Source organism: Fictibacillus sp. B-59209, assembly GCF_036216745.1.
GTDB lineage: Bacteria > Bacillota > Bacilli > Bacillales > Fictibacillaceae > Fictibacillus_C > Fictibacillus_C marinisediminis.
Genome location: NZ_JARMMC010000011.1, coordinates 18,740 through 34,684, shown reverse-complemented (window position 1 = coordinate 34,684; position 15,945 = coordinate 18,740). Strand labels below are relative to the sequence as shown.

The following is a 15,945-nucleotide window of genomic DNA, read 5'->3' as shown; positions in this document are numbered from 1 at the left end:
TTTCGACTTTCAGGACAGCTCCTTTTTTATTTTTGTCACAAACCATTTGGCTGTTTCGTCTTGTAGGTGTCAGACAAAAAAGCTTATGGAGGGAATAAAAATGAAAGAAAGAATTCTAATGGAAGACGTGGAGCCTGGGGCATTACAAGCGATGCTTGCAGTTGAGAAATATGTAGACCGCACGAGCATTGATAAAAAGCTAAAGGAACTGATCAAAATCCGAGCATCACAAATTAACGGCTGCGCATTCTGCCTAAATATGCATACAAAGGAAGCGCGTGAATTAGGGGAAACCGAACAGCGAATTTACGCATTAAACGCTTGGCGTGAAACCCCTTATTTTACCCCGGAAGAACGGGCGGTTCTTGCTTTGACAGAAGCTGTAACCCTCGTCGCAGAGTCACATGTTCCTGATGATGTCTACAATGACGCTGCACAATATTTTGATGAAAAGCAACTGTCCGAAATCATTATGCAGATCGTCGTAATCAACTCCTGGAACAGGCTGGCTGTTACGGCGCGGAAAATTCCTGAGTAACGATCATATGAATTGATTTCAAATTCAAGTTTTCGTTTAGGCCATACCAGAGTAAAAGTTGGTGTAAAGGGTAATATACCACTATTAAACTTTTACGAGGTGAGGGAAATGTCTAACACTATGAATCAAAAAGAACTGGAAACAGTAAGAGAGTTAATCAAAGACATAGACACAGCCATGCTGACCACGGTAACGGAAGAAGGGCTTGTTTCTCGTCCAATGAAAACCCAAGAAGTAGAGTTTGATGGCGACTTATGGTTTTTCACTAAAAAAGAAACAAATAAATACGAGGAAATTACACACAATCAAGAAGTTAATGTGGCTTATGCAGGTAAATCCTATGTTTCCATACGAGGAAGAGCGGAAATCGTTGAGGATTTAGAAAAGAAAAAGGAATTGTGGGGATTCGCCTATGACAAAATTATGCAAACAACTTATGATGATCCTAACATTGTCTTGATAAAAATAAAAACGGAAGCAGCCGAATATTGGGAAACTGGTAGTTTTACGAAGAGAATCGCGTTTATGATTAAACGAATAACAGGACAAGATGCTGAATCGGCAGATGTGAATGAAACGGTTGAATTGAATAAATAACAGTAAAAGCAAAAAACCTTATGTTGCTGTAATCATGAAAAGCCGCCAAATCAAATTTTGGCGGCTTTTCAGACTTATCTCTTCATCCTAATGGTCATTCCATTATAATATTTCAATGTATCCTTCTGTCCCATGCACGCGAATTTGCTGCCCGTCTCTTATCAGTTCAGTAGCATTTTCCACCCCGACAACTGCTGGTAAGCCATATTCACGTGCGATAACGGCTCCATGGGTCATCAGTCCGCCAACCTCGGTAACCAGACCTTTTATGGATACAAACAGTGGTGTCCAGCTGGGATCAGTAAAGGAAGTGACCAATATATCTCCATCTTCCAGATCAGCATCTTCCATGTTTAAGATGACACGTGCCCGCCCTTCTATCACTCCAGAAGAAACAGGCAGGCCTGCAATCGCTTCGGCTGGAATATTTTCGCGTTTGTACTTACCTGTAATGATTTCACCATCAGACGTGATCACACGCGGGGGAGTCAATTTTTCATATAATTTGTACTCGTCTTTTCGTTTGCTGATGATCTGTTCATCCAGTTTATTTGTTCGGACAACATCGGCAAGTTCTTCAAATGTGAGATAGTAGATATCTTCTTTTTCATGAATCACATTGTCTTGGACGAGTTGTTCGGCTTCTTTCAGCAATGCCTGTTTATAAACAAAGTAGCGATTGACCATGCCGTATTTGGGATATTCACGATAACCGATGAAGTTCCGGAGGGTTCGAATCCTTTGTTTCGTCTCTTCTGCTTTTTGTGGGCCATCCGGCAATTGCATCAACCGATCCAATAACTCTTGCTCCTTTTTTAAAGCTTCCTGCCGCCCTTGCTCAAATCTTTGATGACTGGCATTCGGTTCAAAGTTTTTGATGTTTCTGAGAATCAAGGGGACAAGTGTTGTTGGTTTCTCGCTCCAACGGCTTCTCGTAATATCGATCTCTCCGGCACATCTCATTCCGTATTTGTTTAGATAATGATGGATGGCGTCCCGGGTTTGTTGTCCTCCTTCAAATTGGACGAGTTCATCCAAAAAATGATCATCCTTTACCTGTTGCAGATACTCAATGACTTCTGGATAAGGACGAATCACATCGGCGACATCCATTAATGCCAAACCCATTTCCGAAGTAATATTGTTTGGTACAGATTGAGATAGCGTGTCGGCTGCGTTCTTTTCATCTAACCACTTGTTCATGTTTTCATTGATCCATGCTGAAGCATCGAAAGCAGCCATAAATACAGCTGAACTTTGTGGATTAAATAAGATTTTCCTTAATTCCTGGATATCTTCCAAAATAAAATCCATTAAATCCGATCCCGATTTGGCTTGGATGTTATTTTTTAACTCTTCGATCGATGCTTGGCTTTTCTGGATCAACTCCGTAACGATGGTCGGATCGTTTTCGTTTGGTGCTGGAACATCCGCAGGTTCACCATGTTTTCTTTGCCCTCGTGCATTTTCGTCATCTGATATCGATTTTATAAAATCCCTCTCAACGACGGTCATCAGTGCGTCTTCCATAAGCGGATCGTGCTGGCCCATGGCCTGTAGTAGACCTTTCCGACTGCCAGGTGAAGCCAAGCGCTGTGTCGCGTCAACAAATAATCTTCCTCCAGCTCTTCGCATCGGGGCTGGAGTGACTAACAGGAACAACGACAGTCCCAATGGTTTGATGGCATCGGTCATCATTTGCTGATGGCCTACAGATATATAGACGTGATTTTCATTATCGTCCGCTTGTGGGATGGGATATAGCGTCGTAATGGGCCTGCTTTGAACGATGTAGAAAGTATCATCAGCCAGGCACCATTCAATATCTTGTGGGCTGCCAAAATAAGCTTCAATCTGCCTTCCCATGCGTTCCAGCTGTAAAATCTGTTGTTCAGTAAGTGTTTGAGTCTTTTGCTGATCAGGATCGATCATCTGAGTCTCCGTTCCGCCTTCTTTTCGTCCATAGATAGCCAATTTTTTGGCGCCTATCTTCCTATCGACGATTTCCCCTTCCTGTACTTTATAACAATCAGGAGAGACCAAGCCGGAGACCAGTGCTTCTCCAAGTCCAAAACTGGCATCAATGGAAAGCAACTTTCGGTTAGAGGTCATCGGATCAGCGGTAAATAGAACCCCTGAAGCTTTAGGGAAAACCATCCTTTGAACGATAACGGATAAATAAATCCGTCTATGGTCAAAACCATTCTGCATACGGTAGATGACCGCCCGATCTGTAAATAGCGATGCCCAGCATTTGCTGATATGCTGCAGGATTGCTTCTTTTCCGATGATATTCAAATAGGTGTCTTGCTGGCCAGCAAAAGAGGCATATGGCAGATCTTCAGCGGTCGCACTTGAACGCACAGCATAAGCATGTTCATCTCCAAACCGAGAGAGATAATCAGCAACGGCGTTCACAACATCGGAAGGAATTTCTGCTTCCATAATGATTTGTCGAATCTGTTTGCTGATTTCACAAATTTGATCCCGATCCTCTGCTTTTAGCCTTGTCAGTTCATCCAGCAAAGCTTGAAACGTTTTATTTTGTTCAATGGCTTTTTGGTACCCTTCTGTTGTCACACAAAATCCTTCGGGTACGTGTATTCCTTGAATTTTTGATAATTTCCCTAAATTCAACCCTTTACCGCCGACGAGCAAAAGCTGCGTTTTTTCCATTTCCTGAAAACCGAGAACCAAAGGACTCATACTTGATCTCCCCTAACCATTGAATTTGGTTTCTTGGATATACTTATCCCTCTTAACAAAACAAATTAAAATTCTATTGTATTTTATCAGCAGTAAATAACAATAAATAGTCTATTTTTACCATTTTTTATATGCTATAATTATATTAGGGAGAGTTAGCCCAAAATAATCATTTTAAAATAACAACATTAATAGCATACTTGTACATAAATTTTAACAACATAAAAAACCACTCCCTCATTATTAGAGGAAGTGGTTTTTGCTATTGTTAGAAATGATCTACATGACTACTTCACAAAATGAGTGAAGTATGAGTAGAAAAATGGGGTTCTAATAATAATTAGTTTTTAAAAAAAAACAATCGTGTTAGATTTAAAATCTTGAATAATTGCTGAATTTTATGTTAAATTTAGCGTTTTTTAACAAAAAGAAACCTAAGCTAGGCAGTAACAGAATCCATAGTCATCTATAACATCATCATCAGAAGTTTCTTCACCTATCCCCTTCTAAAGTCTTGATTTTCCAAAGCTATATACCAACCCAAACCATTTAAAAGATGGGCAAAATAATCCTCATCTCTCCGCCACTTGTTCTCTAAGCTAATTTGTGTAATTCCTTTAAAGCCATTTCCTAGCGCTGTCTAAAGCATAAAATTTGATTTTGGGTATAAAGGAAAATAATATAGAGATATCGCAAATTACCAATATCCTTTTGTTCGATTAGTTTATACGCATTCCAAGCAAAATAGATTTTAATAAGATCAGAAAGGGGCGGGGACCGTTGAATCGGGAGTCAAATATGATAAATGACGAACAGGCAGTTGAAATTTTCAAGGCTCTGTCAAATCAAATAAGAGTAAATATTCTGCAAATGTTGAAAGAACCTGATAATAATTTTTCCCCGCAGGCCCATGTCATCAAAGAAAAAGGCTTTGATGGCGGGGTTTGTGTTAGTGATATTCGCAGCAAAGTAGGACTATCACAATCCACTACCTCCCAGTATTTGTCTATCCTATTGCAAAGCGGGCTAGTGGAAATGAAACGAATCGGACAATGGACTTATTATCGACGCAATGAGGAGACCATTAAACAGTTTGAAAAGTATATAGGCTTAAAAATATAACCTTTTAAGGAGGACCAAGAGTGAGTTTTCAAAATCATCGTGCCTATAACAGCATGTACCAGAAAGACAAAATGACACTTGGATTTGTCCTCCCGACTGCCAGGATGTCTAAAAATCCGATTATGGAGAATCAGCTGGAGCTTGCCCGTAAAATTGAGGAATATGGCTTTGCTTCATTATGGCTCCGTGATATTACGATGCAGAATTTGAATATTGATGATAACGGCCAAAAGTACGATTTATGGATTTATTTGACGTATCTTGCTGCCTACACGAAGCACATTGCCTTAGTGACAGGAAGTGTAGTTCTCCCTTTGCGCCACCCCGTCAGGGTAGCCAAGGAAGCTGCATCAATCGATCAATTGTTTCCAGGTCGATTGATTATGGGAGTGGCATCAGGGGACAGGGAAAAAGACTTTACAGCTTTAGGGATATCTAAGCAAGGAAGCGGTCCGTTATTTAAAGAAAATTTCGAAATTATCGACCGGCTGTTAAAAGAGGATCAGCCGACAATCCACAGCCACGCCGGGCTGATCGATGGTACAGATATGAGGTTAATCCCAAAGCCTGTATCTTCGATTCCGACCATGGTGACTGGATTTAGCAATCAGTCTATCAATTGGATAGCCAGGAATGGGGATGGGTGGCTTCAATACCCTAGAAGCATTATTCAACAGGCGCAGCTTATCCAGGATTATCGTGCTTTAACTGAAGGAGATTTTAAACCCTTTTCTCAAAGCTTGTTCATCGACTTATCGGAAAATCCCGATGAAATGCCTGTCCCCATACCCTTAGGCTATTCCGTGGGAAGAAACCGTTTAGTTGATCTGCTTCATCAATTTCAAGCGATTGGGGTCAACCATTTGGCGTTTGTTCTGTATTTTTCCAAGCGCCCTCCAGAGGAAGTAATCCAGGAACTTGGAGAATTTGTTTTACCCTACTTTCCAACCCATAAAGGTACAGGCCAGCTTTAAAAAATTAAATTGTATATAAAGGAGGAATAATTATGACAAAGAAAATAGAACTTTCAGTACTAGATCCCTCCCCAATTGTCGAGGGAGGATCAGCCGAACTTTCCCTTCAAAACACGCTTGATCTAGCAAAGAAAACAGAGCAGTGGGGATATAAACGGTTTTGGCTTGCTGAACATCATAATTGGGCAGGAATGGCGAGTTCAGCATCCCCGATTGTAATTGGACGAGTAGCCTCTGTCACGGAAAAAATGCGTATTGGATCAGGCGCAATGCTGCTTTCCCATTATTCTCCTCTTTCGGTGGCTGAGCAATTTGGTACATTAGAAACCTTCTTCCCTGGCCGGATCGACCTTGGATTGGGGCGGGCACCTGGCACCGACCAATATACAGCAAATGTATTGCGGCAGCGGGTTGCCGGTGAACCTGAATTTGATGCCCGGCTTGAGGAGCTTATCGCATATCTTTATGGTACAGGAACAGCCACTAAGAATGGTTCATTTAGCTTTCACGCTATTCCCGGCGAAAAAACAAATGTGCCAATTTGGCTGTTAGGTTCAGGGTTATATAGTGCACAATTGGCTGGAATACTTGGGTTACCATTCTCTTTCGCGGGACATTTTGCTCCAGGTAACATGATGGAGGCCATAAAACTGTACCGGGATTATTTTCGTCCGTCTCAATTTTTGGAGGAGCCTTATGTACTGTTAGCCGTTCAAGTGGTGGCTGCTGATGAGAAACAGGAGGCACAAAGGCTTGCCACTTCGATGTATCAAAAATTTCTTTTGTTAACCCGCGGACAGCCTTCGCCAATTTTGCCTCCTGTTGATAATATGGACGAGCTTTGGAACGATAATGAACGCAGGGCGGTTGAAGAACAGCTTTTCACTTCCATCATCGGGGACCCTGCAGGTGTGAAGCAGCAGCTCCATGAGATAATAGAAAAGACTGATGCTGATGAAATTATGGCTCATACAGAGATTTTTGATCATAAGGCACGGCTGCGCTCTTATGAAATTTTGGCTCAGCTGCAGTAAATTAAACAGTGTCTAGTCTAATAAAGGATGTATTTTCTGCAAATATTAAATCAGTTAAATTAATGTGATTTAGATTGAAACAGTAAAAGAAGACAAAGAAAAACAACCTGTAAATATTCTTTTATAGGTTTGAACCGAAATTTTTAAAGAAAGAAGATGAGCATATGCCTGAAAATGATATAAAACAAATTACGGGTATTCCATTCTCGGTCCTGGATCTCTCTCCAATTGCAGATGGAAGTACGCCGGCTGATTCTTTTCGCAATACTTTGGAGCTGGCCCGGCTCGCTGAAAAGCTGGGGTATAACCGATATTGGCTCGCTGAGCATCATAATATGCCATTTATCGCCAGCTCTGCAACATCGGTAGTGATTTCCCATGTTGCAGCAGGTACATCAAAAATCCGGGTAGGTTCAGGCGGCATTATGCTGCCGAATCATGCACCTCTTGTTATTGCTGAGCAATTTGGTACTCTGGAATCATTATATCCAGGACGTATTGATCTTGGCTTGGGCCGTGCACCAGGCACTGATCAGCTTACCGCACATGCATTAAGACGTGACTTGAGAAGTTCAGGAGAAGATTTCCCTGAGCAGCTGGCTGAACTCCGGAATTATTTTGACCCTTCCCTTGCACAAGGATATAGTCATGTTAAAGCAATTCCGGGTGAGGGATTAAACATACCTATTTGGCTGTTAGGTTCAAGCGGATACAGTGCCCAGCTGGCAGGAGAGCTTGGACTGCCGTTTGCATTTGCGAGCCATTTCTCGCCGCATAACACACTCCCGGCTATCCAGTTGTACCGCCGTTCGTTTAAACCTTCTAAAGTACTGGACAAGCCGCATGCAATGGTAGGGCTAAACATCATTGCGGCCGACACAGATCAAGAAGCTGAGCGGCTCGCTACAACATTGCAGCAGCAGTTCTTGAATTTGATGCGCGGGAAGGAAGTCCCATTGCAGCCGCCAGTGGATAATATTAATGATATAGGGAGCGACTATGAAATAGCTGCCCTTGAGAATCAATTAGGAACTTCGATTGTCGGCAGTCCTCAAATCGTAAAAGAAAAGCTGGAAAAGTTTCTGGATGAAAGTCAAGCCGATGAAATCATGGCAATCGCCCAGGTTTACGATCATAAGGCACGCCTCCATTCCTATGAAATATTGGCAGAAATTACTCAGCTAAAATAGGTCAAAACTGGCCGATCCTTATGGCTACCTTGGGAAATGACACCAGACGAAATCGATGAAATGATTAAAGCATTTGGTGAAGTATCTCATTCCATCTACGGAACATTTTAAAGGGAAATGCTCTTAGTGATTTTCCTGCTTTGATTGAGTATTAGAGCAGAAAATCAGCCATCGTTCATTTGTTTATGACTAGAAGATATTGTTAATATATAATCAACAATAGACGCCCATAGAAAGGATTGGATCTAAAGTGAACCTGGGATTAAAAGATAAAACGGCACTCGTGACAGGAGGCAGTAAAGGTATTGGAAAAGCAATTGCCGTCGCGTTTGCCAAGGAAGGCACCAATGTTGTAATTTGTGGCCGTGGTGAAGAAGCATTAAAAGAAACAGCAGCGGAAATTGAAAAGCTGGGAGGCAATGTGCTTGCCGTTCAGGCGGATTTAACGAAACAATCTGATGTGGAAGATCTGGTCTCCTCTGCAATCGACCGCTTCAAATCATTCGATATACTCGTAAATAATGCAGGAATAGCCAGTGGATTTGATGATTTTGAAACATTGGATATAGAGGCATGGCAGCATATATTTGATGTGAATGTATTTGGGACTGTCCGCGTAACCAAAGCAGTTATCCCTTTTATGAAAAAAGCCGGATTTGGACGCATCATTAATATTTCATCGGAATCAGGGCTTCAGCCTGATTCGTTTATGCCTCATTATAATGCTTCAAAGGCAGCAATTATCAATTTTTCAAAGAGCTTATCAAAGGCGTATGCCGCACAGGGAATTCTGGTGAATACTGTGTCACCAGCATTTATCATGACACCCATGCTGGAAAATCTATTAAAAGATAATGCGAAGCAGCTGAATATAACCTATGAAGAAGCTACTCAACAATTTTTAAAGGAAAACCGTCCACATGTCGAAGTAAAACGGCCTGGAACAGTTGATGAAGCAGCGTCTGCTGTTGTTTATCTTGCTTCCGAACAGGCTTCCTTTATTAATGGTGTAAACCTTCGGGTAGATGGCGGTTCGGTTGCGAGTATATAAATTAAGCTAATTCTTAAGAAAAAAATTCAAACAAAAAAGGCTATCTTTTTTCGATAGCCGCTTTTTTGTTTAGATTGTATGAAGCTTTATCAGCCCGAGATAGTAAAGACGCTTCGTATCACCCTTTTTATATCCTGTATCACCAAAACTGCATGTGATTTTTTCTTTGAATAGTCCTAGGGAAGTGATTTCCACACTTGATACAAATTCCCTTTTGTCATTCATAGGCTTCCCGCTTTTGGTTGTCACTGAAAGCACGGATGCTTAAATGTTTCTCTTTTCGATTTAAAATGTATGGATAATTTTATTAAGTCTATAGAACATCGAATGCAAAGCTTGTTAAAGAAAACACCTTCTATAAATAAACGACTTACACCATATTCATTACGACACACTCACACATCATTGTTAGCAGAAGCAGGTGTTGAATTACTTAAAATTATGGATCGACTTGGTCATTGCGACGACGACACAACTAAGAACGTCTACCTCCACGTTACAAAAGAAATGAAAAAAGAGGCTTCCCACAAGTTTGCGCAACTTATGAGAAACCTCTAATTTTAGGAGAGAAATGTTAGCAAAATGTTAGCATTGCGCTCCCCTCTTACATAAAACCCTCATATATCAAGGGGTTTGGGCGATGATTACATCATGCCGCCCATTCATCTGGACAGATAACAGAAGAAAAATAAGGCTAGAAAAACATATTATATCAACATTTTCTAATATGTACGTCAATAATTCTGAAATAGTCTTAAAATTAATCGAGGACAAGTTCGAGGACAAATGCAATTCGCAACTAAGAGAAACAAAGGAGCATTCACCTTTAGCAACTCACATACAAAAGAGCTCAGCTTTATGAGGCGTATTATATATGTTCTTTTATCTAACAATTAAATAAGAAGAAAAACGAAAAAACTGGTTCTAATAAAGTCTGATAAGACAGGCTTTTTTAGAACCATTTTAAAACCAAATATAATAACCTTTAAAATGGATCGTTGTCAAAATATGGTGATAAAAAATACTTAATTACCATCTTACGGAAAATGTGATAAAATTTGTGCAACTGATGCAACTAAAGACCTTAAAAGGATCTGACTATTAATGATCACCCTCATAAATGTAATGCTCCACATAAAACGCAATAATAGAACTATAATTTCAGGAGGAAATTCTTTTGGCATTTAACTTGCAAGAAGCAATGAGAAAAGTTCACATAGTTGGGGAACAGTTAGTTAACTGCACAAAAAACTGTAATGATGTTGAGATTGATAGAAATTCTGGAATAATCCCTAGATGCTTAGCGTTGGAAATTAAAAACCGAAAATTAGACGACATAGGATGTATAATAATAGGTTTGAACCCCGGCAAAGCCAAATTAAAAGAGAAACTACACTATAATGAACATGGAGTTACATATGGCTCTTTTTTTAAATGGTGGGAACAATGCCTCGATGATGAATTTACAGGTTATTATGGTAGAATGAGGCGCTTTATAAATGGTCTTGAAATTAAAGGTCCCATTTTATGGACCGAACTAGCAAAATGCCAGTGTGATCAAGAACACAGTAGTCTCAGTTTTCAAACCTACAGAACTTGCTCACAGCTCTATCTCCAAAGAGAGATGGAAATTTTCCCTTCAAACTGGCCCATATTCGCTGTAGGTAAAGTTACATATAATGCATTAACTTTTTTATATCCTCTACATACAGTAATAGGCGTTGCCCACCCTACCGGCTCTCGCGGCCAGGCCTTTTTAGGAATGTTTGACCATCAAAAGAATCTTCAAGAAAGCATTAAAAACCAATATCCCAAACAAGGTGAGACAATATGGTTTAGTTCGAAATCCGTTGTAGAATCCGAAGTTAATTAGATCCATCAATAATGATTGTTTCTTATGGGTAATCCCTGATCGCCTATAACACATTTAGCTCTGATCTTGTCCAACGTTGGAATAACACACCCTACTTCTTTGGCGTCTATATAAATAAAATCCTTCATTAAAAGGGGGACTCAGGATGGCAAAGTTAATCACCGTAACAAAGGCAAAACAAGAAATTAAAAGACTGCAGACTTATATTGACTTGGTTGAAAGCTATGAAGCCGATACCTTGGAGAAAGTTATCATCAAAGAATATGCATTTACAAACAGTTGCATCGAGGTTACTAAGCGGTTGAATTCAGGAGGGTATCAACTTGACAACAAACCAATTGATTTTAATTTTGTGAAATCCGTTATAACTGGTAACCCAACAGACCCCTTACATAAACTACTTAAATCCGGCTTCAATTCACGAGTTAGAGCAAGCAAACGCCATTATAAAGCGCCTTATTCAAGATATTAGGAAACCTTCTTAATCGTATTTTTTCCGTTTAAAGCAGCTAAAACTTGCAGCTTTTTATTGTTTTTACCCCCCTTGTCCATATTGTATAACCTTATAACTCAATTTATTAGTTTAATTCCTTATAGTGCTATAATTACTTACTTTTTAAATGTTTGGAGGAATTTTATTGCTTAAACAACTTGAGCTAGATGATATAGCTAAAGACTATGTAAAAGCCGAAATAACAACAATGTGGTTGACTGAAAAAATAGGTAATCGTGAAACAAACATTTTAACGGTTGTGGAACTTATACCAGAAGAACAGGAACATTCAGACCCCATCCAGACTACATTGCCTGATGGAACCATTTTAGAGGTGGCCAGAAGAAATATAAGCCAAGACCGTACTGTCTATATTAGTCGTCAAAATGTAACAACATTGGAGGGACTAGCCTTCTACAGGTCGGCCAAAATAAATAACAGCCAACTTACTATTCATGGGAAAACATTCATTCTTAAAACAGCTGCTAAATTAACCGAAGAACCTGCCAATGAAACGACAGCTTTAATTCCTTCGAATCTTTCTGAATCATCTTCATTAGGGGCTGTTTTACCAAAAAGAAGGACTTCAATGAGAGTGTGCACATTGGTAGATGTCAATCAAAAGACAGAGAGCCTATTTACAGCAAAAGAGTTTGAGAATATCGGAATGTTCGCAAAAGAGTTTCTAGACATTGATTTATTAAAGTTTTCCGAATTTGTGGGATCCTTTTTACTATGCTTTCCTAACCCAATTCTACGTAAAATAGAGGAACGTTTATCTAAACACGAGGATCAGATTATTGTAGAAATGTTTGAGCGTAATGGGAAATCAATCGTGGGAGGATGGATAGAACTATCTGATGAAAGGCCCAGCGCAAAAGGCTTTACAATCTTCAAACAGATTGACGCTCCTCGTTTGCTAGTAAATATTCCATGCTCCCCTCATAGACTACGGACACGGGTGTTCAGTGCACAGGGAGAAATAATCGAGGACAATGCGGCTCATTTTATTAAAAGCATAAATACCAATTTAGCACTTATGGGCACGAAACGTCAGGTTAACATAAGGGACTCTAAGACCGACAAAATAGAAACCTATGAGATAGACGTGCTCAGTAACGCTCAACCAATTTTCAAGGAAAGCGACCAACAAACTCCCGAACAATTATTGAAAAAGGGCGATGAGCGTCGAGCTTTAGATGCATTGGAACAAAACCGGATATTCATGTATTTTCCCGGTAATTCAGAGGATTCTGTTATACGTGCTAAATCAGTAGTAAGGGAGCTACTCGGAAATGTTAAAGAGCGCTGTATTATTTGTGATCCTTACCTTTCAGGTGATGATGTTATTCAATATGCTTTATTCGTTCGCTACAGCAACATTCCTGTGCGTTTAATTAGCTCGGTCCACTTCTTGCGTGAAAAAATTAACCGTGATGACGCGTTCTCCAAACTTAATGCTGAGAGAATGACTGAAGTTTTAACTTCACTTTCAAAGCAAGACAGTACATTAAATATCAACTGCAGGGCTTTGCTAGGAAAAGATAAAAGCCCGCTTCATGACCGTTTCATGGTAATCGATGAGCAGGTTTATTTGTTAGGTAGTTCCCTAAATGAATTCGGCTCTCGTGCAACCACTTTATTTCGTGCCCCTGATCCTCGGCCGTTGGTAGGTGCTGCTGAAAACTGGTGGCGGAACGAACAGATGACCATTGATGTTGGTGAATGGCTGGAAAGACATAATAAGAGGAGGGGTGATAAGTGAATTCTCCTAAAATCCCGTCTTCCTCTGTTTCCACAAAAACGGAGAGCACTAGGCTTCCGAGTACTGAAACTTCAGTTACCACTCCTAAAAACTTTCGTTGTTTAATAGCTTCGGATTTTTGGTATTATGATCGTTGGTTAGAACCTATAGAACCACCTGAAATATATGAATATCTGTTATCTACAGCAAAGAACCTGGTTTGGATATGGGATCCTTATGTTAAATCAGAAGACTTGAAGTTATTATCGCATATTAATAATGAAGTTAAGGTGAAAGTGCTGTCTTATTGGGGACAAGATAGAAGAGCTCCGCGAAAAAAGAGGGTACAAGATCTCATAAATGAAGTGTCAACCAAATATTTGTCATGGGGATTCGATATCGAATTAAAATACTACAACACATATTACGATACTGAGTCAATTGATCCCTTTCACGATCGATATCTTTTTATAGACAATGATGTTTATATGGTTGGCGCATCCCTTACAAACCACCATAAACGCAATTCTTCTACTGCAATTATAAAAATTGTTCCAGAAGATGCAAAGTTGCTGTTGCGAGAACGATTTAATGAATGTTGGAATCACCAAGTGTCAGAACACTTATTACTATATATTGGGGGACTACTCACGGTATGAATACAGACCATCGACTGCAATTTACAAATGTTCATATGAAAAAACACCGTGCAGATTTAGATAAACAGGCTTTATTCATCCGAAGGGAACTAACAGAAGAGCAGTGGACACCACTCATCGAATGGCTCGCATATACTATCCTAAATCGAGTTAATTCGAACAAATTTTCTGCTATTGATGCCCCACATGTCAATGGACTAAGTCCCACTATTAATAATGCTTTACAAAATCTGTATTTGGCGATTAGCCAAGATAAACAAAGGCACCACGACTATGATAGCCATTTTATGGTGTTTGATGAGCTCTTGGGTAATCGACTTGCTGATATCGTTAAAAATGACTTTTCCGTGTGGGAGGAACTCGCTCAGATAATTTATTACTACCCTCGTATGTATAATGCATGGAAAAACCAGCTGCCATCGGAAATTATAAAAAACCATGAAGAGCAACTATTTCAATTACCTGAACACAATCATCCTTTAGAATTAGTTGAAACATGGGGAATATGGCGAGATAGACAGAAATGGTCATCATTTGATGAACTACAACTAAGAAATTTTAGTCAGGCCAGGGACAGCTGGGAGTTAGCGGAACTAGCCCTAGATTATAATAATGAATTTGAACTTACTTCAAAACTAGTAATTCGGGGAGACCTTTTGTTTCGCGAATCAGAAAGCACATGGTTGCGTTGGGTTGCAAGTTTGCCATTAATTCAGATGCAAGCCGCTGCTATTGAAGATATTCGCGACTTAGATCTGTTTGAAAATCTAATAAAATTGTTGTTACAAGAAACGAAAACAGAAGACAATCGACATGATATTGTTTTAGTTTTATTAGTGCGCCACGCCCTGGGACTTTGGGATAATATTTATAACAATTTAGATCAGTTAAGCAATAATAATTGGATTGTGAACGAGGAAGATAGAGACTTTAAAATCGAGAAGGAAAAAGAGCTAGAAGTTTGGAAAAATAAAGAATTTCCCAAACGAGTCCATGATCTGGTTAACCAACTGAGTATCAAACATAACAAGTTGGGTAAAAACACTGCAATGACAGCACTTCTCAATCTTAAGGTCAACAAAAAAACGTCCTCCTTACATCAATTCCGAACAGAACTGGTTAACCAATTGTCTCAACTGAATAATGTTCCTGCATTAATCAAAAGTTTGTTAGAGGGGCACATTAAACAACCTGCTATTCTTGGTTCAATACTTATCTTATTTGCCTCAGATTTAACAGAGCAGCAATTTTCAGAAGTAAGAGAAAAAATTTGGGCCGCATATAAGGATTGGCTTAAATCAGAACATTTTTCTTGGTCCACTACCTTTGAGGAATTTTCTGATGAGCATAACCTAGCTTGGATGCTGGCAGGACTATTATGTTCGTGTGCTAATCCTCTTCAAGAATTGGAAGGCTTATATTCTTTTATAAGAACACCTTTCGAGGGCTGGCGATTTAACTCTAATAATTTTTACAAATCAAGGTCTAGGGTTTCCCATGTGCTTATTGTTGCAGCCATGGCATCAGAATGGATGATAGCTAATGAACAAGAAGGCACTAATGTATTTTACAAATTTCTATGGAACAAAACTCATACAACCGTTCGTCATATGGGTGACGACCACTCTGATGTTTTTGATACACTTCTTATTCAGGTTTGGGCAAGGTTAAAATTAGTACTTCCATTTGATTTTGTGAAAATGGCTGAAGAGGCTGTAATTAATTTAGATTATCTAAAGCATATAATTCTTTGCCTGCAAGTATTACGCCATAACTTACGGATGACCGACGCACAGGCAGAGCTGGATATTGGCGTACAGAAAAAGTTGCAAATCCGTTTTGTTGAATTATTCCCATTGATTCGCTCTCGCTATAACAGCGAAATTAATGAAATAAATTGGTATTTAAATGAATACAAAAAACTGACTCCTGATATAGATCACACAGAACCGCAGTAGAACAAG

Annotated in this window: 14 protein-coding genes and 1 pseudogene; 13 read left to right on the top strand and 2 right to left on the bottom strand. The window is 39.6% G+C overall.

Annotated features, from left to right (window positions below):
• Positions 1-100 precede the first annotated feature (100 nt).
• Together P4361_RS08105 and P4361_RS08100 are read left to right on the top strand one after the other, a co-directional pair.
• Entirely contained in the window at positions 101-538 is a 438-nt protein-coding gene (locus P4361_RS08105; protein WP_328088964.1) for a carboxymuconolactone decarboxylase family protein, read from the top strand.
• A gap of 108 nt (positions 539-646) precedes the next feature.
• A complete protein-coding gene (locus P4361_RS08100) occupies positions 647-1,135 on the top strand; it encodes a pyridoxamine 5'-phosphate oxidase family protein (RefSeq protein ID WP_328088963.1) in 489 nt (162 codons plus the stop codon).
• Between the two features lie 102 nt (positions 1,136-1,237).
• Here P4361_RS08100 and ppsA read toward each other — a convergent pair whose 3' ends face one another.
• Positions 1,238-3,841 (bottom strand): phosphoenolpyruvate synthase, encoded by a 2,604-nt coding sequence (gene ppsA / locus P4361_RS08095; protein WP_328088961.1) that lies wholly within the window; start codon positions 3,839-3,841, stop codon positions 1,238-1,240.
• A gap of 798 nt (positions 3,842-4,639) precedes the next feature.
• Here ppsA and P4361_RS08090 point away from each other — a divergent pair.
• The 5 genes from P4361_RS08090 (at position 4,640) to P4361_RS08070 (ending at position 9,212) form a co-directional block, all read left to right on the top strand.
• Positions 4,640-4,963 (top strand): ArsR/SmtB family transcription factor, encoded by a 324-nt coding sequence (locus P4361_RS08090; protein WP_048678279.1) that lies wholly within the window; start codon positions 4,640-4,642, stop codon positions 4,961-4,963.
• A gap of 20 nt (positions 4,964-4,983) precedes the next feature.
• Positions 4,984-5,937, top strand: coding sequence for a TIGR03571 family LLM class oxidoreductase (locus P4361_RS08085; protein ID WP_328088960.1), 954 nt, complete (start codon positions 4,984-4,986; stop codon positions 5,935-5,937).
• A gap of 32 nt (positions 5,938-5,969) precedes the next feature.
• Positions 5,970-6,971 (top strand): LLM class flavin-dependent oxidoreductase, encoded by a 1,002-nt coding sequence (locus tag P4361_RS08080; RefSeq protein WP_328088959.1) that lies wholly within the window; start codon positions 5,970-5,972, stop codon positions 6,969-6,971.
• 164 nt (positions 6,972-7,135) lie between these two features.
• A complete protein-coding gene (locus P4361_RS08075; protein WP_328088958.1) occupies positions 7,136-8,161 on the top strand; it encodes an LLM class flavin-dependent oxidoreductase in 1,026 nt (341 codons plus the stop codon).
• Between the two features lie 250 nt (positions 8,162-8,411).
• Positions 8,412-9,212 carry an SDR family NAD(P)-dependent oxidoreductase gene (locus P4361_RS08070; protein WP_289474888.1) on the top strand — a complete coding sequence of 267 codons (801 nt, stop codon included), beginning with the start codon at positions 8,412-8,414 and terminating at the stop codon, positions 9,210-9,212.
• A gap of 69 nt (positions 9,213-9,281) precedes the next feature.
• Here P4361_RS08070 and P4361_RS08065 read toward each other — a convergent pair whose 3' ends face one another.
• Positions 9,282-9,437 (bottom strand): hypothetical protein, encoded by a 156-nt coding sequence (locus P4361_RS08065; protein WP_328088954.1) that lies wholly within the window; start codon positions 9,435-9,437, stop codon positions 9,282-9,284.
• A 78-nt stretch (positions 9,438-9,515) separates the two neighbouring features.
• Here P4361_RS08065 and P4361_RS08060 point away from each other — a divergent pair.
• From P4361_RS08060 to P4361_RS08035, 6 genes and pseudogenes are all read left to right on the top strand, one after another.
• Positions 9,516-9,770: pseudogene (locus tag P4361_RS08060) on the top strand (tyrosine-type recombinase/integrase); the annotation flags it as partial.
• Positions 9,771-10,389: 619 nt separating this feature from the next.
• Positions 10,390-11,085, top strand: coding sequence for a hypothetical protein (locus P4361_RS08055; RefSeq protein ID WP_328088952.1), 696 nt, complete (start codon positions 10,390-10,392; stop codon positions 11,083-11,085).
• Positions 11,086-11,230: 145 nt separating this feature from the next.
• On the top strand, positions 11,231-11,557 hold the full coding sequence (locus tag P4361_RS08050; RefSeq protein WP_328088951.1) for a hypothetical protein: 327 nt from the start codon (positions 11,231-11,233) through the stop codon (positions 11,555-11,557).
• Between the two features lie 166 nt (positions 11,558-11,723).
• Positions 11,724-13,343 (top strand): VPA1262 family N-terminal domain-containing protein, encoded by a 1,620-nt coding sequence (locus tag P4361_RS08045; RefSeq protein ID WP_328088949.1) that lies wholly within the window; start codon positions 11,724-11,726, stop codon positions 13,341-13,343.
• Positions 13,340-13,981, top strand: coding sequence for a hypothetical protein (locus tag P4361_RS08040; RefSeq protein WP_328088948.1), 642 nt, complete (start codon positions 13,340-13,342; stop codon positions 13,979-13,981). Before P4361_RS08045 ends, P4361_RS08040 begins: the two co-directional genes overlap by 4 nt.
• Complete coding sequence (locus P4361_RS08035; protein ID WP_328088946.1) at positions 13,978-15,939, top strand: hypothetical protein; 1,962 nt, start codon at positions 13,978-13,980, stop codon at positions 15,937-15,939. The genes P4361_RS08040 and P4361_RS08035 overlap by 4 nt, the downstream gene beginning before the upstream one ends.
• Positions 15,940-15,945 lie beyond the last annotated feature (6 nt).

Bases quoted from the DNA above. Each gene is read 5' to 3' on its own strand.
- P4361_RS08105 (WP_328088964.1), top strand. From the start codon at position 101: ATGAAAGAAAGAATTCTAATGGAAGACGTGGAGCCTGGGGCATTACAA.
- P4361_RS08100 (WP_328088963.1), top strand. From the start codon at position 647: ATGTCTAACACTATGAATCAAAAAGAACTGGAAACAGTAAGAGAGTTA.
- ppsA (WP_328088961.1), bottom strand. From the start codon at position 3,841: ATGAGTCCTTTGGTTCTCGGTTTTCAGGAAATGGAAAAAACGCAGCTT.
- P4361_RS08090 (WP_048678279.1), top strand. From the start codon at position 4,640: ATGATAAATGACGAACAGGCAGTTGAAATTTTCAAGGCTCTGTCAAAT.
- P4361_RS08080 (WP_328088959.1), top strand. From the start codon at position 5,970: ATGACAAAGAAAATAGAACTTTCAGTACTAGATCCCTCCCCAATTGTC.
- P4361_RS08075 (WP_328088958.1), top strand. From the start codon at position 7,136: ATGCCTGAAAATGATATAAAACAAATTACGGGTATTCCATTCTCGGTC.
- P4361_RS08065 (WP_328088954.1), bottom strand. From the start codon at position 9,437: ATGAATGACAAAAGGGAATTTGTATCAAGTGTGGAAATCACTTCCCTA.
- P4361_RS08050 (WP_328088951.1), top strand. From the start codon at position 11,231: ATGGCAAAGTTAATCACCGTAACAAAGGCAAAACAAGAAATTAAAAGA.
- P4361_RS08035 (WP_328088946.1), top strand. From the start codon at position 13,978: ATGAATACAGACCATCGACTGCAATTTACAAATGTTCATATGAAAAAA.